19 protein-coding genes, 1 rRNA gene and 1 riboswitch are annotated in these 23843 nt (G+C 70.2%); of the genes, 6 read left to right on the top strand and 14 right to left on the bottom strand.

Annotation, left to right across the window (positions count from 1 at the left end; translation table 11 throughout):
• The first annotated feature begins 59 nt into the window (after nt 1-59).
• Nucleotides 60-875 (top strand): PhzF family phenazine biosynthesis protein, encoded by an 816-nt coding sequence (locus tag ACFV2J_RS28725; protein ID WP_385082830.1) that lies wholly within the window; start codon nt 60-62, stop codon nt 873-875.
• Nucleotides 876-1017: 142 nt separating this feature from the next.
• On the opposite strand, the gene ACFV2J_RS28720 is transcribed toward ACFV2J_RS28725, so the two are convergent.
• Nucleotides 1018-1818, bottom strand: coding sequence for a CPBP family intramembrane glutamic endopeptidase (locus ACFV2J_RS28720; protein ID WP_385082829.1), 801 nt, complete (start codon nt 1816-1818; stop codon nt 1018-1020).
• Between the two features lie 195 nt (nt 1819-2013).
• Between ACFV2J_RS28720 and ACFV2J_RS28715 the strand changes: the two genes are divergently transcribed.
• Nucleotides 2014-3783 (top strand): substrate-binding and VWA domain-containing protein, encoded by a 1770-nt coding sequence (locus tag ACFV2J_RS28715; RefSeq protein ID WP_385082828.1) that lies wholly within the window; start codon nt 2014-2016, stop codon nt 3781-3783.
• Nucleotides 3784-4311: 528 nt separating this feature from the next.
• On the opposite strand, the gene ACFV2J_RS28710 is transcribed toward ACFV2J_RS28715, so the two are convergent.
• Nucleotides 4312-5829, bottom strand: a complete 1518-nt coding sequence (locus ACFV2J_RS28710; protein WP_385082826.1) for a glutamate--cysteine ligase — start codon at nt 5827-5829, stop codon at nt 4312-4314.
• Between the two features lie 538 nt (nt 5830-6367).
• Between ACFV2J_RS28710 and ACFV2J_RS28705 the strand changes: the two genes are divergently transcribed.
• From ACFV2J_RS28705 to ACFV2J_RS28695, 3 genes are all read left to right on the top strand, one after another.
• Nucleotides 6368-6952: a hypothetical protein gene (locus ACFV2J_RS28705; RefSeq protein WP_385082825.1), complete on the top strand. Its 585-nt coding sequence runs from the start codon at nt 6368-6370 to the stop codon at nt 6950-6952.
• Between the two features lie 409 nt (nt 6953-7361).
• On the top strand, nt 7362-7568 hold the full coding sequence (locus ACFV2J_RS28700; RefSeq protein WP_385082824.1) for a DUF5999 family protein: 207 nt from the start codon (nt 7362-7364) through the stop codon (nt 7566-7568).
• 346 nt (nt 7569-7914) lie between these two features.
• Entirely contained in the window at nt 7915-9204 is a 1290-nt protein-coding gene (locus tag ACFV2J_RS28695; protein WP_385082823.1) for a M23 family metallopeptidase, read from the top strand.
• Between the two features lie 152 nt (nt 9205-9356).
• Here ACFV2J_RS28695 and gcvP read toward each other — a convergent pair whose 3' ends face one another.
• Nucleotides 9357-12242 (bottom strand): aminomethyl-transferring glycine dehydrogenase, encoded by a 2886-nt coding sequence (gcvP, locus tag ACFV2J_RS28690; RefSeq protein ID WP_385082822.1) that lies wholly within the window; start codon nt 12240-12242, stop codon nt 9357-9359.
• Between the two features lie 178 nt (nt 12243-12420).
• A riboswitch (glycine riboswitch) is annotated at nt 12421-12516 on the bottom strand.
• Nucleotides 12517-12630: 114 nt separating this feature from the next.
• On the opposite strand from gcvP, the gene ACFV2J_RS28685 reads away from it, so the two are divergent.
• Entirely contained in the window at nt 12631-13002 is a 372-nt protein-coding gene (locus ACFV2J_RS28685; protein WP_385082820.1) for a PRC-barrel domain-containing protein, read from the top strand.
• Between the two features lie 119 nt (nt 13003-13121).
• Here ACFV2J_RS28685 and ACFV2J_RS28680 read toward each other — a convergent pair whose 3' ends face one another.
• The 11 genes from ACFV2J_RS28680 to rrf form a co-directional block, all read right to left on the bottom strand.
• Complete coding sequence (locus ACFV2J_RS28680; RefSeq protein ID WP_385082819.1) at nt 13122-14531, bottom strand: DNA polymerase IV; 1410 nt, start codon at nt 14529-14531, stop codon at nt 13122-13124.
• 140 nt (nt 14532-14671) lie between these two features.
• Nucleotides 14672-15346: a MerR family transcriptional regulator gene (locus ACFV2J_RS28675; protein WP_385082817.1), complete on the bottom strand. Its 675-nt coding sequence runs from the start codon at nt 15344-15346 to the stop codon at nt 14672-14674.
• A gap of 270 nt (nt 15347-15616) precedes the next feature.
• Nucleotides 15617-16090, bottom strand: coding sequence for a bifunctional nuclease family protein (locus tag ACFV2J_RS28670; protein ID WP_006123076.1), 474 nt, complete (start codon nt 16088-16090; stop codon nt 15617-15619).
• A gap of 86 nt (nt 16091-16176) precedes the next feature.
• Nucleotides 16177-16917 (bottom strand): MerR family transcriptional regulator, encoded by a 741-nt coding sequence (locus ACFV2J_RS28665; protein ID WP_385082816.1) that lies wholly within the window; start codon nt 16915-16917, stop codon nt 16177-16179.
• A gap of 42 nt (nt 16918-16959) precedes the next feature.
• Nucleotides 16960-17901: an FHA domain-containing protein gene (locus ACFV2J_RS28660; protein WP_385082815.1), complete on the bottom strand. Its 942-nt coding sequence runs from the start codon at nt 17899-17901 to the stop codon at nt 16960-16962.
• A 61-nt stretch (nt 17902-17962) separates the two neighbouring features.
• The gene (locus tag ACFV2J_RS28655; protein WP_385082813.1) at nt 17963-18823 is read right to left on the bottom strand and encodes a DUF881 domain-containing protein; all 861 of its coding nucleotides are present in this window, start codon (nt 18821-18823) and stop codon (nt 17963-17965) included.
• Between the two features lie 5 nt (nt 18824-18828).
• Complete coding sequence (locus tag ACFV2J_RS28650) at nt 18829-19161, bottom strand: small basic family protein (RefSeq protein ID WP_148007916.1); 333 nt, start codon at nt 19159-19161, stop codon at nt 18829-18831.
• A complete protein-coding gene (locus tag ACFV2J_RS28645) occupies nt 19158-20063 on the bottom strand; it encodes a DUF881 domain-containing protein (protein ID WP_385441331.1) in 906 nt (301 codons plus the stop codon). Before ACFV2J_RS28645 ends, ACFV2J_RS28650 begins: the two co-directional genes overlap by 4 nt.
• A gap of 90 nt (nt 20064-20153) precedes the next feature.
• On the bottom strand, nt 20154-22649 hold the full coding sequence (locus ACFV2J_RS28640) for a sugar phosphate nucleotidyltransferase (protein ID WP_385441329.1): 2496 nt from the start codon (nt 22647-22649) through the stop codon (nt 20154-20156).
• Nucleotides 22650-22763: 114 nt separating this feature from the next.
• Nucleotides 22764-23372, bottom strand: a complete 609-nt coding sequence (locus tag ACFV2J_RS28635) for a CDP-alcohol phosphatidyltransferase family protein (protein WP_385097834.1) — start codon at nt 23370-23372, stop codon at nt 22764-22766.
• A 194-nt stretch (nt 23373-23566) separates the two neighbouring features.
• Nucleotides 23567-23683: ribosomal RNA gene (gene rrf, locus ACFV2J_RS28630) — 5S ribosomal RNA — on the bottom strand.
• Between the last annotated feature and the right edge of the window lie 160 nt (nt 23684-23843).

The raw sequence follows: 23843 nt of genomic DNA, 5'->3' as shown, positions 1-23843 counted from the left end.
GTCCAGGACCCCGGAATTGGCCTTGTCCCCGGACTCCCCGGGGCGGCTAGCGTCAGGGCATGCGGATTCGAATCGTCGACGCCTTCACCGACCGCCCGTTCACCGGCAACCCGGCCGGGGTCCTTCTCCTCGGACCCGACGGCTTCCCCGAGGACGACTGGCTGCAGAACGTGGCCCTGGAGGTCAACCACGCGGAGACGGCGTTCGCCCACCCGCTGCCCGAGGGCGGTGACGCCGACTGGGCGCTGCGCTGGTTCACCCCCGCGAGCGAGGTCGCGTTGTGCGGGCACGCGACCCTGGCGACCGCGCACGTCCTGCGGACGACGGGCGCCCGCACGGGGCCGGTGCGGTTCGCCACCCGCAGCGGCGTACTGCTCGCCACGCCCCAGGAGGACGGCGCTCTCACACTCGACTTCCCGACCGCGCCGCTGACCCCGGTCGACGTACCGGAGGGTGTCGCGGAGGCCCTCGGCGCCGACCCGCTCACGGCCTTCGACACGGGCCCAAACACCGGAGACCTGCTGATCGAGATCGCCGACGAGAAGACGGTGCGCGGACTGGCTCCCGATCTCAGGGCCCTGGGCCGCTACTCAGAACGCGGCATCATCGCGACCGCCCGGTCTGCGGACCCCACGCGCGGCTACGACTTCGTCTCGCGGTGCTTCTTCCCCAACATCGGCATCGACGAGGACCCGGTGACCGGCAGCGCCCACACGGCCCTCGCACCCTTCTGGTCCGAACGCCTCGGCCGCCCCGACCTGACCGGTCTGCAGGCCTCCCCGCGCACCGGGCTCGTACGCACCGGACTGCGCGGCGACCGCACCCTCCTGACCGGAAACGCGGTCACCGTCGTGGAGGGCGAACTGCTCGTGTGACGGCGGACGGACGGCGTACGGGCATGCGGGCATACGGGCGGACGGGCGGACGGGCGTAGCCGACGCGGCGTCCCCGTGGCGCCCGGCGGCGTACCGCTCACCCCGGTGACGCCGGTGACGCCGGTGACGCCGGTGACGCCGTTCACGCCGTGGGCAGCCACCCCACCTTCCCCGCCAGCAGCGCGTACCCGACGAACGCCCCGATGTCGAGGAGCGAGTGCGCGACCACGAGGGGTCCGACCCGGCCCCACCGCCGGTACAGGTAGACGAAGACGACGCCCATCACCATGTTGCCGACGAAGCCGCCGATGCCCTGGTAGAGGTGGTACGAGCCACGCAGCACCGCGCTCGCGACCAGGGCGGTGCCCGGCGTCCAGCCCAACTGGCCCAGCCGGCGCAGCAGATAGCCGACGACGATGACCTCTTCCAGCACGGCGTTCTGCACGGCCGACAGGATGAGCACCGGGTACTTCCACCACACGTCGGGCAGCGCCTCGGGCACGACGGTGAGGTTGGCGCCGAACCCGCGCGCCAGCAGATAGAAGGCGATGCCCGTACTGCCGATCACCGCCGCGACGGCCGCCCCGCGTCCGAGGTCGGGCCAGGGCCGCGTGCGGTCGAACCCGATCACGCGCAGTCCCTTGCCCTCCCGCAGCAGGAGGTGCGCGACCAGCGCGACGGGGACCAGGGCCGACGCGATACCGAACAGCTGCCACGCCAGATCCAGCCAGGGCCGGCCCGGCGCGGCCGAGGCGTTCAGCGTCGCGGCCTGGTCCTTGAGGCCACCCGGTTTGGTGACCGATCCGACAAAGCTGATCAGCGCCGAGACTCCGCTCGCACCGAGCGAGAGCCCCAGGACGAGCAGCGTCTCGTCCCGGAAAATCCTTTTCGTCAGCCGCTCTCCAGGAACAGAACCGGCCGGCGACCCCGCCTCCACCTGCACTCCCGCCTCCAGTTGAGTAATCCCGCCTCATCCCCATCTTCGCCCCGCTAGGGTCTCGAAAGAAGTTGCGAAGATCGTGCGCGACAGGCCGTCGGGGGACGGACGCCGTGCGGGCGTGCCTCCCCCTTTCGCCCTCTCCCGGCTCTCGTACGGCTGTCTCGCGGCACCGGCTCACCCTCGGAGGGCACCACCGTCATGGGACGTCACAGCTTGCCCCACCCGTCCGGGGCGGGCGCGGCCGACCCCCGTCCGCGCCCGCGCCGCCGGACGGTGGCCCTCGCGACGGCGCTGGTTCTGACGGTCGCCGCGGGCGGCACGGCCGCGGTCCGCGGGGGTCTGTTCTCCTTCGGCACGTCCTGTCGGGACAGCGCTGTGCACGTCACGGTCGCCGCGTCGCCCGACGTGGCACCCGCCCTGAAGACACTCGCCGACCAGGCCCGCGCGCGAGACATCACGTCGGACGGGCACTGCATCGACGTCACCGTGACGGCCCGCGAGTCGTACGAGGTCGCCGCCTCGCTGGGGTCGGGCAGGAGGACCGGCATCCAGGCGTGGGTGCCGGACTCCGACGTGTGGGTGGACGGGGTCACCACCCGGAGCGGGGCGATCCAGGTCACCAAGGCGGGCAACGTCGCGTCCTCACCGGTCGGTGTCGCGATGGTCCCGTCCGCCGCCAGGTCGCTGGGGTGGCCCGCCAAGACGTACACCTGGACCGAACTGGCCGACGCCTCGATGCGGGACGACCGGCTCAGGCTGGGCGCGGCCGACCCGGCGCGCAGCGCGACGGGCCTGCTCGCACTGACCCGGCTCGGCGGTGCCACGGACGGGACCAAGGGCGGCGGCATCCGGGCCGCGGCCCTGGCCAAGACGCTCTCGCCGCGCACCTCCGACAGCGACCGCCAGGTGCTGGACACCCTCCCCCGCGACTCCTCCGATGCCGAACAGAGCGATCCGAAGCGCAACCAGGCGCTGTTCCTCTCCGAGCAGTCGGCGTTCGTCCACAACTCCTCGTCCCACCGCGGGCTCGGGCTCGACCTCTTCTATCCCAAGGACGGCTCACCGCAGCTCGACTACCCCTTCGCCCTCGTCGACCGGCCGCGGCTGAACACCGACGAGAGCCGTGCCGCGCTGCGCTTCCTGACGTTCTCGGCCGAGCCGGCGGGGAAGCGCGTCCTTCAGCGGTCCGGGTTCCGCACGGACGACGACGAGGTGCCCGGCGCGCTGGTCACCAAGGCCGGCGGCCGTGTTCCGCAGCCCTTCGACCACGCCGCGACCGAACCCTTCCCGGAGAAGGCCGTCGAAGAGACGCTCGGCACGTGGACGATCACGGTGCAGAGCGCCCGGATCACCGCCGTCGTCGACGCGTCCGCGTCCATGGCGCAGCAGGTGCCGGGCACCGACCGCACCCGCATGGACGTCACCAAGGCCGCTCTGCTCCAGGCGCTCGCCACCTTCACCACGGAGGACGAGATCGGTCTGTGGAAGTTCTCCACCCGTCTCGACGGCGACCGCGACTACCGGGTGCTCGTGCCGACGCAGCGGCTCGGCGACCGCGAGGGCGGCAACGCCCAGCGCGCGAGACTGGCGGCGGCCTTCAACGCCCTCAAGCCCGTGCCCGACGGGGCGACGGGCCTGTACGACACCACCCTCGCCGCGTACCGGGCGGCCACCTCCGGCTATGCGAAGGGCAGGTTCAACGCCCTGGTCCTGCTGACCGACGGTGTCAACGAGGACCCGGGAAGCATCTCCCGCGCCGATCTCGTCGCCAAGCTGCGTCAACTGGCCGACCCCAGGCACCCGGTGCCGCTGATCGCCGTCGCGGTGGGCCCGGACGCGGACAAGGCGGAGGTCGAGGAGATCGCCAAGGCGACGGGCGGCTCGGGCCAGGAGGTGAGCGACCCCTCGCAGATCCACTCGGTGATCCTCAAGGCCATCGTGCGAGCGGCCGCCCTCAGCCGGGGCTGAGGCAGCGCCGCGCCTGCGGCGGGGCTGAGGCGGTGGTCGCACCCGCGCCGGGGCCGTACTGACACCCTCGGCTGCGGGAGCCCAGCAGTACACACCCCTCTGGCCAGGGCAAGCAGCCCTCACACCCGCGGCCGGCGCCGAGGCGGTCCACCCGAGCCGGGGCCCAGGCGGTGGTCACCCTGCGGCCGGGCCGAGTGGCACTCACTCGCACCCCGACCGGCGCGGTGGTCACACCCTCGGCCGGCCCGCTGGCCACACCCCCGGCCGGAACCGAGGCGCCCGCACCCACGGCCACCGCCGGGGCCGTACCCCGCCCTCGGCAGGGGCCAAGCCGTGTTCACACCCCGGCCGGAACCAAGGCGCTCGCACCCAGCCGGGGCCGTCCTCCACCCCCGACAGGAGCTAAGGCGACGCTCACACCCCGGCCGGAACCAAGGCGCTCACACCCACAGCCCCCGCCGGGGCCGTACCCCACCCCCGACAGGGCCCAAGCAGCGCACACACCCAGGACCGGGACGGGCCCGGCGCTCAGCCGAGAGGTACCGTCTCGGGCAGCCCCACCGGCCAGGTGTGCACCGGCTCCCCGAGGTGCATCAACTCACCGTAGCGCCGGGTGGTCGCGGCCAGCGCGGCGTCCCGGCCCAGCCCCTTCTCCAGGGCCTGGTGGAAGGTGGCCGCCTGCCAGGTCGCCCCGTTGACCCGCAGCCGGCACCGGTCCTCGATGACTCCGAGGTAGAAGTCCCGGTCGACGGGCTCGACCCCCCAGGCGTCCAGCCCCACGGCGGCGAGCGGCAGCAGCTCGTCACGGACCAGACCGACCGCGTCGACCTCCGCGACGCCGCCGTACCGGCCCCGTCGCGGCCACTCCAGGCGCGCGTCGATCCCGTGGCGGCAGGCGGCGTCGAAGTTCGCGGCGGCGGACGCGAACGGCAGCCGTGTCCACACCGGCCGCGCCTCCTCGGCGAGGGCGCGGACGAGGCCGTAGTAGAACGCCGCGTTGGCGACGACATCGGTGACGGTGGGGCCCGCGGGCAGCACACGGTTCTCGACGCGCAGATGCGGGACACCGTCGGCGATGCCGTACACGGGCCGGTTCCAGCGGTACACCGTGCCGTTGTGCAGGACGAGTTCGGCGAGCTTGGGAACGCCTCCGCCGTCGAGGACCTCCAGGGGGTCCTCGTCGTCACAGATCGGCAGCAGGGGCGGGAAGAACCGCAGGTTCTCCTCGAAGAGGTCGTACGCCGAGGAGATCCACCGCTCGCCGAACCAGGTGCGCGGCCGCACCCCCTGCGCCTGCAGTTCGGGCGGCCGGGTGTCGGTGGACTGCTGGAACAGCGGCGGCCGCGACTCGCGCCACAGCTCACGGCCGAACAGGAAGGGCGAGTTGGCGCCGACCACCACCTGCGCGGCGGCCACCGCCTGTGCCGCGTTCCACACGTCGGCGAAGCGTGCCGGGGTGACCTGGAGGTGCAACTGCACGGAGGTGCAGGCGGCTTCGGGCGCGATGGACCTCGACGTGCACACCAGGTGCTCCACACCGTCGATGTCGAGCGCGAAGTCCTCACCGCGGGCGGCCACGATCTGGTCGTTGAGCAAGGTGTAGCGATCGCCGTCCGAGAGGTTCGACGACACCAGGTCGTCACGGTCGATCGTCGGCAGAATCCCGATCATCACGATTCCGGCGTCGACCTCCGCGGCTTTCCGGTGCGCATATGCCAGTGAAGTACCCAGCTCCTCGGCGAGTTGGTCGAATACCCGGCCACCCAATCGGTGTGGAGCTATGTTGACTTCCAGATTGAACATGGCAAGTTCTGTTTGGAAGTCGCGGCTCGCAATCCTTTCGAGTACTTGCGCATTCATCATCCTGGGCATGCCGTCGGGTCCGGCGAGATTCAGCTCGATCTCCAGACCCATGAGATTCTTCGGGCGATCGAACCGCTTCTCCTCCAGCAGTCGCGCCAGCCCCGCCAGACACTGCCGGAGCTTGCCGCGGTAGCGCTGGCGATCGGACAGGTCGAACGACCCTGCCACGACCTTCTCTCCCATCGAAGTGTCCCTCCTAGAGGGGCGGGCCGATCCTCGGGCCCCCGCCGTCCCGGTGGATACTGCCCAGGCGAGCCGATCGATAACGCCCTGGAGGGCGCAGTCGCCCGCTACGCTGATGGCGGGTGTCCAGCGGCACATTCACGAGGCATGGACCACTGCCTGTTTTCAGCCTGACACGATCTCGTGAAAAACGCCGACGAGAATCGGCCGACCGCTCACGCGATGTATTCCGAGGTCATCGCCGCAGATCGCCGTGGAACCGGGATGAACCTCTCCTTTCGCCGACCGAATACCGCCTTGCTCTTCATATTCGGACCGACTAGACGAAACATCGTCTGAACACCCGTCGTATAAACTCCGCAAACGAGGCAGAGAGTTGGCGCTCGCGGTCCCAGGTCCTGCCGTCGAGGTGACACGCGGCAGGCGACACCCCCGTCGGCAGATCCAGACCCCCCGCCCCTCCGACCCGAGAGCTGACAGCGCCGTCCGCCCCCGCCCCCTCGCGCCACTGTGCCTGTCGAATGAGAGGCGACCCACCATGCCGCTGCACGTACCCCCGGCTCCCGCGCCCGCCCTGCGCACCGTTCTCACGGCACTCGGTTCCCCCACCGCAGTCCGCGAGGCCCGCACCCCGACCCTGCGGACCGCCGAGGGGCCGGTCACCCCGGAGCTCCCTCTGCCCGTACACGTCCTGGACCGGAGCGATCCGGCGGGAGCGTCCGCCACCCGACTCGTCGCCTGGCGCTTCCTGATCCGCTGCGGAGAGCGCTCGGTGGCCGCCGCCGACACCATGCTCACCCCCGACGGCTGGGCCTTCTCGCACTTCTTCGAAGGCCCCTACATCACCGCCACCGAGCGCGCCCTGCGCCAGGCCGAGAACATGAAGCAGTCCTTCCAGGCCCGCCTGCTGTCCGTGCCCGAGCTGTACATGCTCACCCTCTGGCTGCACGGGGACTGCGCCGCCGACGGCGCCACCGGCCACCCCGCCCCCTCCGACCTCCTGGTGCCACTGGCGCCCGCACCGCCCGGTATCGCCGCCCACCGCCCGCACCGCGTCGCCGAGTTCCTGCCGGTCCTCACCCATCGGCTGACCGCCGCCCCACTGCTCAGTTCCCCCGCATAGCCGATCGCGCCCGTCCACGTGCCCCGCAGCCGTTCCGCCGGCCGCGGGGCACGTCGTCGCGCCGCGCCGCGGCCCGACGGGACCCGCGCGCACCGGGTCCGGACCGTCGCGCTCGTTCGCGTCCCTCCCCGCTCGTACGAGGGGAAACACCCACTTGACCGTGCCGGACTAGCCCCATCCGACCACCGCGAACCCCCCGAAGGGACCGTGCGGTCGCGATGAACCGTCCGCGCGGGTGACGCGTCTCCAACCTGTGAGGAGCGCTGCTGCCAAATCCCTGCGGATTGACGCCCGTAGGGCAACACTGGGTTCCAAACACACACCACGGGGGGCGGCCATGAGCAGTTCGAGCCGCGCAACAGACACCACGACCAGCACACACCTCTCAACCCAGCGAAAGATCCCATCCATGTGCCAGCACCAGCCACCCTGTCCGTCAGCCGAATCAGCCGACCGGGAGTCCGCGCGTCTCGTGGCGCACCACCCGGAGCAGGGATGGAGCCTGCTGTGCAACGGCGTTCTGCTCTTCGAGGACACCGGTGAGCTCCTGCCTGACGGCCAGATCATCGCTCCGCACCGCCCGCTGGGCAGCGAGTACGTGATGACGGCCGCCTGAGCCGCACACACCAAGGGCGACAGCCCTGACAGAACGAGGGGCCGGCCGGGGACGCACTCTCCGCACCGGCCCCGACGCATGTCCGGACGCGATCACTCCGCGTGACCCCGCGGGAACCCTCCGGTCCGGCCGGGTGCCACCCGACGCGCCTCCCCCGTGCCTGCCCGCCTACTACGGTCTGCCCGAACGGACATTCCCCTCTGCCTCTCCACCTCCTGAAGTCCCGAGGACGAGACGCTAGCGTCCCTTCGTGAGCCTCCGGGCGTCCGGGGAACCGTCGCCGGACCCGGCCCCGACGGCATCCGGTTCACGTCTACGGACCTCCCCCGAAGCGAGCAAGGCGGTCATGGGACTCCTGCACTCCCCCGATCGCGGGCAGCACCACCCGACGCCCGGTGACCGCACGGCCCAGGACGATCCCGCGGCGCGCGAGGATCCGGGCAGCGACGCGAGGCCGGTCGCGCCCCGGACGGACGCGGAGCCGGTGGGCGCGCGACCGGTCGACGTGGAACCGGTCGACGTGGAACCGAGCGACGGGCAACCGGTGGACGGGACGCCGTCGGACGACCGGCCCGAGCGCACGCGCCGCCGTCGCCGCCCCGGCCCCTTCACCCTGCTGGCCCTGCCCGGGCTCACCGTCGTCCTCGGCTTCGCGGGCTTTCTGGCCGCGACGGGCCGCCTGCCCTCGGCCTGGTCGGAGGACTCGGACGCTCACACGAACTCCGCGGGCAGCGCGGCGACGGACCGTGTCGACGCGTCGTACGTCCCGTGGCTGCGCGAGGCGGCCAGGACCTGCGCCCTGCTGAAACCGTCCGTCCTCGCCGCTCAGATCGACCGGAGTTCCGGCTGGAACACCGACTCGGCCGCGCTCTCGGGCACCGTGGGGATCGCCGGGTTCACCGAGAGCCAGTGGCGGACCTGGGGCAAGGACGCCGACGGCAACGGGAGGTCCTCACCGCGCGACCCGGTGGACGCCATCATGGCGCTCGCCCGGCAGGACTGCGCTCTCGCCGGGGACGTCACCCGACTCAGAACCCGTGGCACCGTGTCGGGGGACCTTCTCGACCTCACCCTGGCCGCCTACACCGTGGGCACGGACTCCGTGACGCGGGCCGGACGCGTGCCGGCACCGGCAAGGACGTATCTCACCGAGGTCAAGGCACTGTCCGCGCGGTACCGGACCTTCGACCGCGAGGAGGACGCGAACCCCGGCAGCGGCAAGGCGAGCGGCGTACTGGCCCCACCGGTGACCACCCTGGTGATCAGCTCGCCCTTCGGATCGCGCAAACACCCCCTCACGGGTGTCACCAAGCTGCACACGGGCGTGGACTTCGCCGCCCCGCGGAACGCGCCGGTGTCCGCCGCACGGCCGGGCCGGGTCGTGTTCGCGGGCATGACCAAGGCGTACGGCAACCGCGTCGTGATCGATCACGGCACGATCGGCGGCCGACGGCTGGAGACCACGTACAGCCATATGTCGTCCCTGCTGGTCACGGCCGGTCAGAGCGTCGGGACCGGAACCGCGGTCGGGTTCGTCGGCTCCACGGGCCTGTCCACCGGCCCGCACCTGCACTTCGAGGTGCTCGTCGACGGCGCGTACACCGACCCGATGCCGTGGCTCACCGTCGCCCACTGACGGCGAGGGGGCACGGGGCGCGGCACGGACACGCGAGCGACGCGCAAAAAAAGGGACGTGCCCCCGGCACGAGCCGGAAGCACGTCCCCCAATAGCGGGAGCACGCCCCAATGGAAGGCCGGCCCTCACGTCACCGGGCCGGCCACCGCGTCTCAGTCCTCGTAGGCGTCCAGCGGCGGGCAGGAGCAGACCAGGTTGCGGTCGCCGTACGCCTGGTCGATCCGGCGCACCGGCGGCCAGTACTTGTCCGCGGCCGCGACACCGGCCGGGAAGACGGCCTCCTCACGCGTGTACGCGTGCTTCCACTCCCCGCCGAGCGCGGCGGCGGTGTGCGGCGCGTTGCGCAGCGGGTTGTCGTCCACCGTCCAGTCGCCCGCACCGACCTTCTCGATCTCCGCCCGAATGGCGATCATCGCGTCGCAGAACCGGTCGAGCTCGATCAGGTCCTCGGACTCGGTCGGCTCGATCATCAGCGTGCCCGCGACCGGGAAGGACATGGTGGGCGCGTGGAAGCCGTAGTCGATGAGCCGCTTGGCGACGTCGTCGACGCTCACGCCGGTCGCCTTCGTCAGCGGACGCAGGTCGATGATGCACTCGTGGGCGACGAGCCCGCCGGGGCCCGTGTACAGCACCGGGAAGTGCGGCTCCAGACGCTTGGCGATGTAGTTCGCCGACAGCACGGCGACCTGCGTGGCCCGCTTGAGGCCCTCGCCGCCCATCAGCCGGACGTAGGACCACGAGATGGGCAGGATGCCCGCGGAGCCCCAGGGCGCGGCCGAGATCGGGCCGACACCGGTCTCCGGACCGGCGGCGGGCTGCAGCGGGTGGTTCGGCAGGTACGGCGCCAGGTGCGCGCGCACGCCGACCGGGCCGACACCCGGACCGCCGCCGCCGTGCGGGATGCAGAACGTCTTGTGCAGGTTGAGGTGCGAGACGTCACCGCCGAAGTGGCCCGGCTTCGCGAGGCCCACCAGCGCGTTGAGGTTGGCGCCGTCGACGTACACCTGGCCGCCCGCCTCGTGCACCTGCGCGCAGATGTCGGCGACGTGCTCCTCGAACACACCGTGCGTCGAGGGGTACGTGATCATCAGCACGGCCAGCTCGTCGCGGTGCTGCTCGATCTTGGCACGCAGGTCCGCGATGTCGATCTCGCCGTCCTCGGCGGTCTTCACGACGACGACCTTCATGCCGGCCATCACGGCGCTCGCGGCGTTCGTGCCGTGCGCCGAGGACGGGATCAGGCACACGGTGCGCTGCTCGTCGCCGTTGGCCCGGTGGTAGCCGCGGACGGCGAGCAGACCGGCCAGCTCGCCCTGCGAACCGGCGTTGGGCTGGAGCGACACCTTGTCGTATCCGGTGACCTCGGCGAGCCGCGTCTCCAGCTCCTCGATGAGCGTGAGGTAGCCCTGCGCCTGCTCGGCGGGGACGAAGGGGTGCAGCTGGCCGAACTCGGGCCAGGTGACCGGCTCCATCTCGGTGGTCGCGTTGAGCTTCATGGTGCAGGAGCCCAGCGGGATCATGCCGCGGTCCAGCGCGTAGTCGCGGTCGGAGAGCCTGCGCAGGTAGCGCAGCATCGCGGTCTCGGAGCGGTACTGGTGGAACACCGGGTGGGTGAGGTAGTCGTCGGTGCGCAGCAGCGCCGCGGGAAGCGTGTCCTCGACACTCGCGTCCAGCGCCTCGATGTCGCCCTCGATGCCGAACGCGGCCCACACGGCGCCCAGTTGCCTGCGGGCGGTGGTCTCGTCACAGGCGATCGACACATGGTCGGCGTCCACGAGGTGGAGGTTGACACCCTGTTCCCGCGCGCCCGTCACGATGTCGGCGGCCCGGCCCGGGACACGGACGGTCAGTGTGTCGAAGTACGCGCCGTGCACGACCTCGACGCCGCCGGCCTTCAGCCCCTCGGCGAGGAGCGTGGCGTAGCGGTGGGTGCGACGAGCGATCGTCCTCAGTCCGTCGGGCCCGTGGTAGACGGCGTACATGCCCGCCATCACGGCGAGCAGCACCTGCGCGGTGCAGATGTTGCTGGTCGCCTTCTCACGGCGGATGTGCTGCTCGCGGGTCTGCAGGGCGAGCCGGTACGCCTTGTGTCCGTCCGCGTCGACGGAGACGCCGACCAGCCGGCCGGGCAGGCTGCGCGCGAACTTCTCGCGCACCGCCATGTATCCGGCGTGCGGACCGCCGAAGCCCATCGGGACGCCGAACCGCTGGGTCGTGCCGACCGCGATGTCGGCGCCGAGCTCGCCGGGCGAGGTGAGGAGGGTCAGGGCGAGCAGGTCGGCGGCCACGGTGACGACCGCGCCGAGCTCGTGCGCCTGCTCGATGACGGGCTTGAGGTCGCGGACCGCACCGGAGGCGCCGGGGTACTGGATGAGCACACCGTTGATCTCACGCCCGGCGATCGCGACCGGGATGCCCTCGCTCAGGTCGGCGACGACGACCTCGACACCGGTGGGCTCGGCGCGCGTCTCGATGACGGCGACGGTCTGCGGCAGGGCGTCCGCGTCGATCAGGAAGAGGCCCTTCTTGTTCTTGCCCATGCGCCGGGACAGCGCCATCGCCTCGGCGGCCGCGGTGCCCTCGTCCAGCAGCGAGGCGCCGGAGGTGGGCAGTCCGGTCAGCTCGGCGACCACGGTCTGGAAGTTGAGCAGCGCCTCCAGGCGGCCCTGCGAGATCTCCGGCTGGTAGGGCGTGTACGCGGTGTACCAGGCCGGGTTCTCCATGACGTTGCGCAGGATCACCGGCGGCGTGAAGGTGCCGTAGTAACCGAGGCCGATCATCGAGTCGAGGACCTGGTTGCGGTCCGCGAGGGAGCGCAGCTCGGCCAGGACCTCGGCCTCCGTGCGGGCGCCCGGGAGTTCGAGCGCCTCGGCGTTCTTGATCACGTCCGGCACGGCGGCGGCCGTCAGCTCATCCAGCGAGCCGTACCCGACCTGCGCGAGCATCTTGGCCCGTGCTTCCGGGGCGGGCCCGATGTGGCGCTGCTCGAAGGGGATTCCCTGCTCGAGCTCGGAGAGCGGAATGCGATGGGCGGTCATTACGGAGGCCTCCTGGTCACACACGACCTTCGAGGGGCACCACGGCATGGGTGCCCGTCCGGCCTCCCCCTCTGTCATCTGACCTGAGAGCTTCACCGGCCCGCCCGCTCGCTGCGACCCGGCTTTCACCGTCGGTGAGAGCGGAGGCCGTCGGCCCCGCCCTGCTTTCCAGAGTGACCTCGTCCGTGCGGTACGTGAGCCTGAGAGATTCCGGGGAGGAGTTGCTCCTTCGGCGCCTCCGATGGTGTCTGGAGGACTCTCCCGCACGGGGTCAGCAGCCGTTTGCCAGGGTACCAGCGTGAACAACGCACGGGCTTTCGAGTGGCCACCGTCACGAATGTGCTCTTTCGTAGTGCCTACGGAAGAGTCGCAATCGAGTGGAGGGCCCGTGCAGACCGACATCGATCCGCGCAATCTGATCGGCCGCAAGGCGCTCGACCGCAATGGCGCCAAGATCGGCACGGTCGACGAGGTCTATCTGGACGACGCGACCGGCATACCGGAGTGGGCCGCCATACGTACGGGTCTGTTCAGCAGGGACGCCTTCGTGCCCCTGGAGCCCAGCGAACTCGTCGAGGGCAGTCTGCGCGTCCCCTTCGAACGCGCCCTGATCAGGGACGCCCCCGATTTCGGCGTGGGCCGTCACCTCTCTCCGGAGCAGGAGCTCCAGCTCTACCACCACTACGGTCTCGACGTGACGCCCCCGGCCCTCCCGCCGGACCACGACTTCGGCCGTCTGGCGGGCACGGACGAGACCTGAGAGACCCCTTCCGGAGGCGGGTGGGACCGCGTGTCCGAGGTGCGGCGAGCCAGGAGACCGTCCGGCCGCCGAAAGCCCGGCGACGCCCGACTCGACCCGGCCCGCGCAGGCGGCCGGACTCAAGCCCTCCCGGGCGCACCGGCGGAGACACCGGACGAGTCCTCGGGTCTTCGTGGCACCAGCGGCAGCGGGTCCGCCGGCTCCAGGGCCGCGTCGTCCGTACGGAACGTCCGCACCCTCCCCGGCTCAGAGTCGGGAGTCTCGAATCGCACGGTCACCCTTCCCAGCCCGCTGCCCTGCACCCATCCGTGCCCGTACTCGGCATGGTGCACGTCGTGACCCGCCGGCCAGCGCCGCTCGGCCGCCGTGACCTGCTCGGCGGCCGGCTCCTCCGCCGCCGCCACGTCGTCGGGGTGCTCCTGGGCCGCCGTCTCCTCCTCGGCGGCCCGTGCCTGCGCCTGGGCCTGGGCGAAGAGGTCCTCCTGCGTGTAGTCGGCGAGCCCCGAGACGCCGACGCCCAGCAGGCGCACGCCCCCTGTCGTGTCCACCGCCTCCAGCAGCCGCCCGGCCGCCTCCCGCACGACCGCGGGGTCGTCCGTGGGCCCCCGGAGCGTCTCGGACCGGGTCAGCGTCGAGAAGTCGTACCTGCGCACCTTCAGCACGATGGTCCGCCCCGACAGCCCCGCCCCACGCAGCCGCTGCACACACCGGTCGGCGAGCCGCTGCACCTCGAGCCCGACCCGCGTCCGGTCATGGATGTCCACATCGTAGGTGTCCTCGACCGACACGGACTTCGTCTCCCGCTCGGCCACCACCGGCCGCTCGTCGCGCGCCAGCGCCATCGCGTACAGCGCGTGCCCGTGGGCCTTGCCCAGCAGCCGTACGAGCTCGTCCTCGCCCGCCTCGGCGATCTCGTCGACCGTGTTGATCCCGCCCCGGCGCAGATGGTCCCCGGTGGCGGGTCCCACGCCCGGCAGCGTCCGCACCGGCATCGGCCCGAGCAGCGCGCGCTCCGTCCCCGGCTCGATCACCACCAGGCCGTCGGGCTTGGCCTGCTCGGAGGCGATCTTGGCGAGCATCTTGGAGGCCGCGAGCCCCACGGATCCCGTCAGGCCCGTGACGGCCCTGATGTCGGCCCGCAGCCTCACCCCCGCCAGCCGCGCCGAGGCGTCGTCCCAGGCGGTTCCCCCGGCCTCCAGGTCGACGAACGCCTCGTCCAGGCTCAGCGGCTCCACCAGGGGGGAGAGCGTCCGCAGCAGCCCCATCACCTGGTCGCTGATCTCCCGGTAGAGCCCGAAGCGCGGCACGAGATACGCGGCGTTCGGCGCGAGTCTGCGCGCCTGCGCCATGGGCATCGCCGAGTGCACCCCGAAGACCCGCGCCTCGTAGGAGGCGGTGGCGACCACGCCGCGCACTCCGAGACCGCCCACGACGACGGCCTTCCCCCGCAGGCTCGGCTTGGACGCCTGCTCCGCCGAGGCGAAGAAGGCGTCCATGTCGAGATGCAGGATCGTGGGCGCGTTTCTCACACCCCCGATGCTGCCCTACGGCACTGACAATGCCCGGGGACTCCGCCGCGGCGCCGAGCCGCGAGCCGCCCCGCACCGCCGGTCCGTACCACCCTCGTCCCTGGCGCGGACCGCCGGACCGCGCCGCCCCTCAGACGTCCTCAGACCGCGCGGTTGCGCCGGCGCGCCAGCTCGTCCGCGGGGTTGTGTCCGACGAGCGTCTCACCCGTGTCCACCCGCTCCCCGTGCAACTGTGAGAGGGCGTTCTCGACGTCCCGCCACACCACGCCCACGGCGATCCCGAAGACGCCCTGGCCGCCCTGGAGCAGGGCGTGGACCTCGTCGGGCGAGGAGCACTCGTAGACGGTCGCGCCGTCGCTCATCAGCGTCATCCGCTCCAGGTCCCGGAAGCCGCGCTCCCTGAGGTGCTGGACCGTGGTGCGGATGTTCTGCAGCGACACTCCCGTGTCGAGGAACCGCTTCACGATCTTCAGGACCACCACGTCCCGGAAGCTGTACAGCCGCTGCGTCCCCGAACCGTAGGCCGGCCGCACACTCGGCTCGACCAGGCCGGTCCTCGCCCAGTAGTCGAGCTGCCGGTAGGTGATGCCCGCGGCGGCACACGCCGTGGGCCCCCGGTAGCCGATCTCCTCGGCGGCCGTCCCTCCCTCGCCCGGCACCGCTGTCGGCCGCTGTGGAACATGGTCGGCCGCGCTGTCGTGATGCGGGTACCCCCTGCTCGAGCCGAGCCGAGAGCTTGGGGGAGGGTACGGGCCGCTCTCCCCCAGACCGCGTCCGGGGGCACCCCCAGCCGTACCGTCGCCGCTGCTTCTCACGCCGACCTCCGTCCTTGACCTGCCTTCTCGACGGTAGGCAGTCACCAGGGGTGCGTCAACGATCGCCACACTCGGCACGCCGAGTGATAATCACCCTAGGAGTGGTTTCCCGTGTCCCACCGCGGGGAAAGGCTAGCCGAATGCTCTCGGAGAGAGCCGCAGCGCGCCACAGTCGCCACGGGCAATTGCCGCCGGGAGTACTCCGATCCCGTGACGCGGCACAGCCGGGGGAACGGGTGTCCGGACGCCGGCCGGGGGCGCCCGGTCCCCTCACTGGCTGTTGGTCCCGAAGTCCTCGGGAGAGATCTGGTCGAGGAACTCCCGGAACTTCTCCACCTCGTCCTCCTGCTCGTCCGGAATCGCGATTCCCGCGTCGTCGAGCACCCCGTCACTGCCGTAGATCGGCGTTCCGGTGCGCAGCGCCAGCGCTATGGCGTCGGACGGGCGGGCACTGACCTCGACCCCGCTGGCGAACACCAGCTCCGCGTAGAAGACCCCCTCGCGCAGATCGGTGATGCGCACCTCGGTGAGCTCCTGGCCGACGGCTTCCAGCACGTCCTTGAACAGGTCGTGGGTCAGCGGTCGTGCGGGGGCCATGCCCTGCTGGGCGAAGGCGATCGCCGTCGCCTCCCCCGGTCCGATCCAGATGGGGAGGTAGCGATCGCCTCCCACTTCACGCAGGAGCACGATCGGTTGGTTGGAGGGCATTTCGACCCGGACACCTACGACATCGAGCTCGTTCACACAGCAACCCTAGGCCGTGCCCGGGACGTTTGGGTAGTCGAGCACAGAACGGGTGGCCGATCCGGACGGCCACGAGGGCTCCGAGGTCAGGGCAGCCTTACGCCCAGCGCGGTCTGCACCAGCGCGGCGTGCAGCCGCACGGTGAGCCCCGCCAGCTCCTTCGTGCGGGCCTCCGCGTGCGCCCTGGTCTGCGGATTGCGATGGCGCCTCAGCGGTGCCACCACCTGGTCCACGAGCCCCGCGTCCCGTTCGGCCGCCGCCTTCATCGCCCGCAGATGGCGCGGCTCGATACCGAACCGCCCCAGCTCGACGACGAGCGCGGCGACCGTCACCGCCTCGGCGTCGTACGTCCCCTCCGCCAGTGGGGCGATGAGCCCGTACGACTCCCACTCCTGCAGTTCCTGCTCGCCGATCTCGGCGGCGGCCAGCAGCTCCGAACGGCCTACCCGGACCGCCGTCGGCGCGTCGGGCTCCGGCGGCTCCTCGTCGCCCCCGTCGCGCTGGCGCCCCAAGGACGGCAGCCGCACGGGCTCGCCGCGCTCCAGGGCGTCGAGATGCTCACGGATGACCTTCAGCGGAAGATAGTGGTCCCGCTGCATCCTCAGTACGTGACCGAGGCGCTCGACGTCGTCCGCGCTGAACTTGCGATACCCCGAGGGCGTCCGTCGCGGCTCGATGAGCCCCTCCGACTCCAGGAAGCGGATCTTGGAGATGGTGACCTCGGGGAACTCGTCACGCAGCGCGCTCAGCACCGCGCCGATACTCATCAGCCCACTGTCCGCTGCGGCGGTACCGCTGCCGGCACCGCCGCTCGGTGTTCGAAGCATGGACCTTCCTGGGGGTCCCCCCGGACGGAGTCTGGGGAAGGGTCAGATACCCCGCTGGCTCGCGTAGAAGACCAGCCGGTACTTACCGATCTGCACCTCGTCGCCGTTCGACAGCGGCACCGAGTCGATCCGCTCCCGGTTGACGTACGTGCCGTTCAGGCTGCCCACGTCGGCGACCGTGAACGAACCGTCCGCGGCGCGGCGGAACTCCACGTGCCGGCGCGACACGGTCACGTCGTCGAGGAAGATGTCGCTCTGCGGATGACGCCCGGCCGTGGTCAGCTCACCGTCCAGGAGGAAGCGGCTGCCCGAGTTCGGACCGCGGCGGACCACCAGGAGCGCCGAGCCGAGCGGCAGTGCGTCGACGGCGGCCTGCGCCTCCGGGGAGAGCGTGGGCATCTGCGTCTGACCGGTGACCTCGGCATCGTAGGCCTCGAGGCCCGAGATGGAGATCGTCGACGTCGTCTCGGACGCGCGCTCCGGGACCGCGCCGGGCCGCAGCGGCGCGCCGCAGTTCGAACAGAAGCGGCTGTTTTCCGCGTTGCGGTTACCGCACCTCGTACACACCAGGGCCGACATGGGATCCTCCTGCCGCGGCTGCCCCCCAGGGACATGAGACGCGTACGGGTCGGCAGCGAACCCTCCACCCGTACTTGAGGCTGACGGTTCCCCGAAACCTATGCGGCCGGACTGGGCAGGGTCAACAGACGGCGCGCCCTGACCAGCGACCTGGTCCCGGAACAGCGGGCGCTCGCCACCCTGGCCCTCCACGTCTCCATGGCGTGGTGCACGGTGCCGGGCGTTGTCGCCGCCCTCGCGTGCGCTCTTGCCGAACAACTTCCCAAACAACTTCACGGGCGATTCCCCTTGACCGAAACAGACCCGCCCGTGGGGCAGGACGAACCCTGATTGCACACACCGGTCGACCCGGACATCCTCACAACGTCCGTATCCACCAGACAGTTTCCACCACGCACCACCCATTCGGTGCGCCGACCCCCCGCAACCTCATGCCCTCGCCGCACCACCCCCATGCGCCCCCGGCTCACTGGGAGGAGGACCGAGCGTAGTCAGGCAGCTTCGCGGCCCGCAAGGCATCCACAACGATCTTCGTCGCACGCTCCACCGTGACGGTGGCCTGCTCCTTCTCGAGAGTCTGCACCACGCCTCCGGGGATGTTGAGCGCCGGTTCGAGGTCCTGCGGCTTGCCGATGACCTTGAAACGATAGGGCTGGGTGATCTTGTTCCCGTCCACGCTCACGCCCTTGCCGGAGTCGCTCAGATAGGTGCTGGCGACGACTCGCACACCGTTCACCTGAATCGCCTCCGCACCGGCCGCGCGCAGCTCCTGGATCGCGTCAAGCAGCATGTCCGCCTTGACCGTCCCCTTCGTATCGTTGATTGTCAGCGTGATGCCGGGTCCCTGCGCCGCCACCGTGCCCGCCAGAATGCCGAGTTGCTTCTCCTTCTCGGCCGTCTGCTTGCGCGCCTCGGCAGCCTGGTTCGAGCTGTTCTCCAGCTCGGTGCGCTGATCTTCGAGACCCTGCTTCTCGTCTTCAAGACGCTGCGTACGGCTGTCGAGTTCATCGAGGATACGTACGAGATCTTCTTGGCGTGCGCCGCGCAGGGCGCTGCCGCTGTCGCTGTTGGACGCCACCTGGACGGCCAGACCGAAGCCGAGGCCGAACAGCAGCAGCGCGACGATGAGTTGCGCACGGGACACCCGCGGCGGCCACAGGCCCTTCGCCAGGCGCTGACGGCCGGTCAGCGTCGGCGCGGCCTGCGCGTCGTCCGGCGGGGGCGCTCCGTGCTGCTGGGCGGCGGAGCTCTCGGCGGCCGCGGCCGGAACCTCTTCGGGAAGTTCCCTGCGCAGCCGGTTGTCGGGGTTCTCGTCCTCGTTGCTCATCGGCCTCACGCCCGGAACACGTGCCGGCGGATCGCCGCGGCGTTGGAGAAGATACGGATACCGAGGACGACCACGACACCGGTGGAGAGCTGCGCACCGACGCCCAACTTGTCCCCCAGGAAGACGATCAGCGCGGCGACGACCACGTTCGACAGGAACGAGACCACGAAGACCTTGTCGTCGAAGATGCCGTCGAGCATCGCGCGCAAGCCTCCGAAGACGGCGTCGAGCGCCGCCACGACGGCGATCGGAAGGTAGGGTTCCACGATCACCGGAACCTCGGGCCGGACCAACAATCCAGCCACGACTCCCACGACGAGGCCCAGTACGGCGATCACGATGTGCCCTTCTCTGTGCTCGGCTGTGCTGTACGTACGATCACACTTGGTGCGGCGGACAACCGGACGTCGTCGTCGACGGAGATGCTGGTCCGGATGCCGTAGTTCTCCTGAAGGGCGTGAAGATACAGCCCGTCGGCACTGTTCTGGAACCTGGTGCTGAGCCGCCCGCCGTCCCCCACCGCGAGCACCGTGTAGGGCGGCACCAGCGGCTTGTTGTCGACCAGTATCGCGTCTCCGGCGGCACGGATCGCCGAGAGTGCCGTCAGCCGCTGTCCGTTGATCGCCACGGCCTCCGCGCCGGACTCCCAGAGCCCGTTGACGACCCGCTGCATGTCACGGTCACGGACCCGGCCGGTGTCCGAGAACCCGTTGGTCTCACGCGGATCACCGTCACCCCCCTGGGTGGCTTCCTTGGCGTCGTTCACGACCAGCTTCACGCCGGGGCCGTGCACCGCGACGGCACCCGACAGGATGCCGACCAGGTCGGCCTGGTCGCCGCCCCCCTGCTTCCTCAGCGCCTCGCGCTGCCGGGCGCTCACGTCGTCGCGCAGGGTGTCGACACTGCTCTCGAGCTTGTCCGCGGACGAGGTCTCGCGCTGGATGCGGTCGATGAGCTCCTGGCGCTCCTTGGCCACGACCGGCGCCGAGATCCGCGCGTTGGCCGCTCCCACGGTCACGACCAGGGCGGCGAGCACGAGACCGGCGGCGAGGGAGAGCTTCGCCCGTACCGTCTTCGGCATGCCGCCGGCGCCCTTGTCCTTCTTCCGCGCGGCCGCCTCGGCGTATCCGTCGTCGAGACTGTGGTCCATGACGTTGGTGAGCAGCGACATGGAGGCGTCCGGGCGCGAGGGGCGCGGAGGTGTGCTCCGAACGGGGGGCTGCTGCGGCATGCCGCACATCGTCGCACGTCGTGGGTGCTACCTCCGAATGGCCCCACCCGCGTGCCGGACAGGCCCCCTTGGGGACACTTGTCCGGCACGCACGTGTGACTAGCGCCCGGCGCTGTCCACGACGGCCGCCCACTCGTCGAGCAGGGCCTCCGCCGACGCGACGTCGGGGCCCTCGGCCCACAGATGTGTCACGGCCTCGGCCGGGTCGGGCAGCACCATCACCCAGCGTCCGTCGGTCTCCACGACCCGGACTCCGTCGGTGGTGTCCACGAACCGGTCCCCGGCTTCCTCCACGACCCGGCGCATCACGAGCCCCTTGACCGCCCAGGGAGTCGCGAGGTCCCGCTTGAGGACGTGCGCCCGCGGAATCCGCGCGTCGATCTGGCTGAGCGTGAGCTGTGTCCGCGCCACCAGCCCGATGAGCCGTACGAAGGCGGCCGCGCCGTCGAACACGCTGCTGAACTCCGGAATGATGAAGCCACCGCGGCCGTCACCACCGAAGATCGTCGACTCGTCACGTCCGACCCTGGTCAGGTCGTCGGGAGACGTGGTCGTCCACTCCACCTGGGTCCCGTGGTACGCCGCCACCTGCTCGGCGATCCGCGTGGTGGTCACCGGCAGCGCCACCCGCCCGCTGCGCCGCTCCGCGGCCACCAGGTCGAGCATCACGAGGAGGGCCCGGTCGTCCTCGACGATCCGCCCCTTCTCGTCGACCAGCGAGAGCCGCTCGCCCACCGGGTCGAAGCGCACACCGAACGCGGCACGCGCGGACGCGACGATCTCGCCGAGCCGCACCAGTCCGGCCCGCCGGGTGTCGGCGGTCTCCGTCGGCCTGGACTCGTCCAGGCCGGGGTTGATGGTCAGGGAGTCGACACCGAGCTTGCCCAGCAGGCTGGGAAGCACCAGACCGGCGCTGCCGTTCGAGGCGTCCACGACCACCTTCAGCCCGGACTCGGCGATACCCGTCGTGTCCACGTTCCTCAGCAAGGAACCCGTGTACGAGTCGAAGACGCTGGCCGGGAAGTACAGATCCCCGATCTCTCCCGGGAACGCGCGCCGGTACTCCTGGCGCGCGAACACCCGGTCGAGCTTCCGCTGTCCGCCCTGCGACAGGTCGGCGCCCTCGCCGTCGAAGAACATGATGTCGACGGAGTCGGGCACTCCGGGCGTCGTGCGGATCATGATGCCGCCGGCACTGCCCCGCGCCGTCTGCTGCCTGGCCACCGGCAGCGGTACGTTCTCCAGGTCGCGTACGTCGATGGCGCTGGCCTGCAGCGCGGAGATGACCGCCCTTTTCAGCGCCCGCGCGCCTCGGGAGTGGTCACGGGCCGTGGTGACCGTGGAGCCCTTCTTGAGCGTCGTCGCGTATGCCCCCGCGAGACGTACCGCCAGCTCCGGAGTGATCTCCACGTTCAGGATGCCGGACACACCGCGCGCGCCGAAGAGATGTGCCTGGCCGCGCGACTCCCAGATCACCGAGGTGTTGACGAAGGCGCCGGCCTCGATGGTCTTGAACGGATAGACGCGTACGTTTCCCTGAATGATCGATTCTTCACCGACGAGGCATTCGTCGCCGATGACGGCGCCGTCCTCGATGCGGGCGGCCCGCATGATGTCGGTGTTCTTGCCGATGACACAGCCGCGCAGATTGCTGTGCTGGCCGACGTACACGTTGTCGTGCACCACGGCTCTGTGCAGGAAGGCGCCGCTCTTGACGACGACGTTGGAGCCGATGACCGAGTGTTCGCGGATTTCGGCGTCCGCTTCGACCTTCGCGTAGTCCCCGATGTAGAGCGGGCCGCGCAGCACGGCGTCGGGGTGCACTTCGGCACCCTCGGCGACCCATACGCCCGGGGAGATCTCGAAGCCGTCGATCTCGACGTCGACCTTGCCCTCCAGGACGTCGGCCTGCGCCTTCACATAGCTCTCGTGGGTGCCCACGTCCTCCCAGTAGCCCTCGGCGATGTATCCGAAGACCGGCTTCCCTTCCTTCATCAGCTGGGGGAAGACGTCGCCCGACCAGTCGACGGAGGCATCGGCCTCGACATAGTCGAAGACTTCGGGCTCCATGACGTAGATACCCGTGTTGACCGTGTCGGAGAAGACCTGACCCCAGGTCGGCTTCTCCAGAAAGCGCTCGACCTTGCCCTCTTCGTCCACGATGGTGATGCCGAATTCGAGGGGGTTCGGGACACGCGTCAGACAGACGGTGACCAGCGCACCCTTTTCCTTGTGGAAATTGATGAGGTCGGTGAGATCGAAGTCGGTCAGGGCATCGCCGGAGATCACCAGGAAGGTGTCGTCCTTCAACGCCTCCTCGGCGTTCTTGACGCTACCGGCAGTACCGAGTGGCTTCTCCTCATTGGCATAGGTGAGCTCCATGCCGAGCTCCTCGCCGTCACCGAAGTAGTTCTTGACCAGAGAGGCCAAGAACTGAACAGTCACGACGGTCTCGTTGAGCCCATGCCTTTTGAGCAGCCTGAGCACGTGCTCCATGATCGGGCGGTTCACCACGGGCAGGAGCGGCTTGGGCATACTTGAGGTCATGGGACGAAGGCGAGTACCTTCGCCTCCGGCCATCACTACGGCCTTCATGTCGGAAGCGTCCTCCTTTAAGACGACGGACTAGCCGACTTCACCCGTCCAGATTGTCCCGCAGTTTTCGAGCGCGGGCCATCGGGGCGCTTCAACTGCCCCTGCGGGCCGAGCTCAATCGGCCATGGTGTCCGCTCGGACAACCCGGCGGACCTGCACCACGTACAGGACTCCTGCCCACCAGTACAGGGTTGTACCCCACCCGGCGAACGCCCATCCGAAAATCGCACCGAGGGACGCGAGCCATCCGTGTCCGTCGCTGAGCAGCAACAACGGGAAGGCGTACATCAGGTTGAAGGTGGCGGCCTTCCCCAGGAAGTTCACCTGCGGCGGCGGATAGCCGTGGCGCCGGAGGATGCCCACCATGACCAGCAGGACCAGTTCACGCGCGACAAGCGCCGCGGTCAGCCAGATCGGCAGAATCTCGCGCCAGGTGAGGCCTACGAGAGTCGACAGGATGTAGAGGCGGTCGGCCGCGGGATCCAGTAGCCGGCCGAGGCTGCTGATCTGGTTCCAGCGCCGCGCGAGCTTCCCGTCGAGATAGTCGCTGATGCCGCTCAGCATCAGCACGAGCAGCGCCCAGCCGTCGCTCTTGGGGCCTCCGAACTCCGGCCTGAGGATCAGCCACAGGAAGATGGGTACGCCGACCAGGCGCGCCATGCTGAGGATGTTCGGGATGGTGAGGACCCGGTCCGTCTGAACGCGGGTCTCCTGGACCTCCACCCGGGGGCCTCCTGTGGGAAATGTGCCGACGATGCCCCCTGACCTTACCCGCAGCCCTGACATCGCGACGCGGCGGGTCCGCGCCCCGTCGAAAACACCGTGCCGGCCGGCGCGGAAAGCACGGAAAACCCCCTGGAAAACAAAAAAGCTCCGGCCCTCGGGCGATATACCCGAGAGCCGGAGCTCCAAAATTTGTTCGGCGGCGTCCTACTCTCCCACAGGGTCCCCCCTGCAGTACCATCGGCGCTGTAAGGCTTAGCTTCCGGGTTCGGAATGTAACCGGGCGTTTCCCTCACGCTATGACCACCGAAACACTATGAAACTGTCAACCGGAGCCGTGGCAAAGCTACGACGGTTGTTCGTGGTTTCAGAACCAACACAGTGGACGCGAGCAACTGAGGACAAGCCCTCGGCCTATTAGTACCGGTCACCTCCAGCGGTTACCCGCCTTCCAGATCCGGCCTATCAACC

Origin of the sequence: Streptomyces sp. NPDC059668 (genome assembly GCF_042734135.1) — a bacterium.
In the GTDB taxonomy this organism is placed as follows: Bacteria; Actinomycetota; Actinomycetes; order Streptomycetales; family Streptomycetaceae; genus Streptomyces.
Note: the sequence above shows the minus strand (reverse complement) of the source record. Positions and strands in the feature narration are given on the sequence as shown.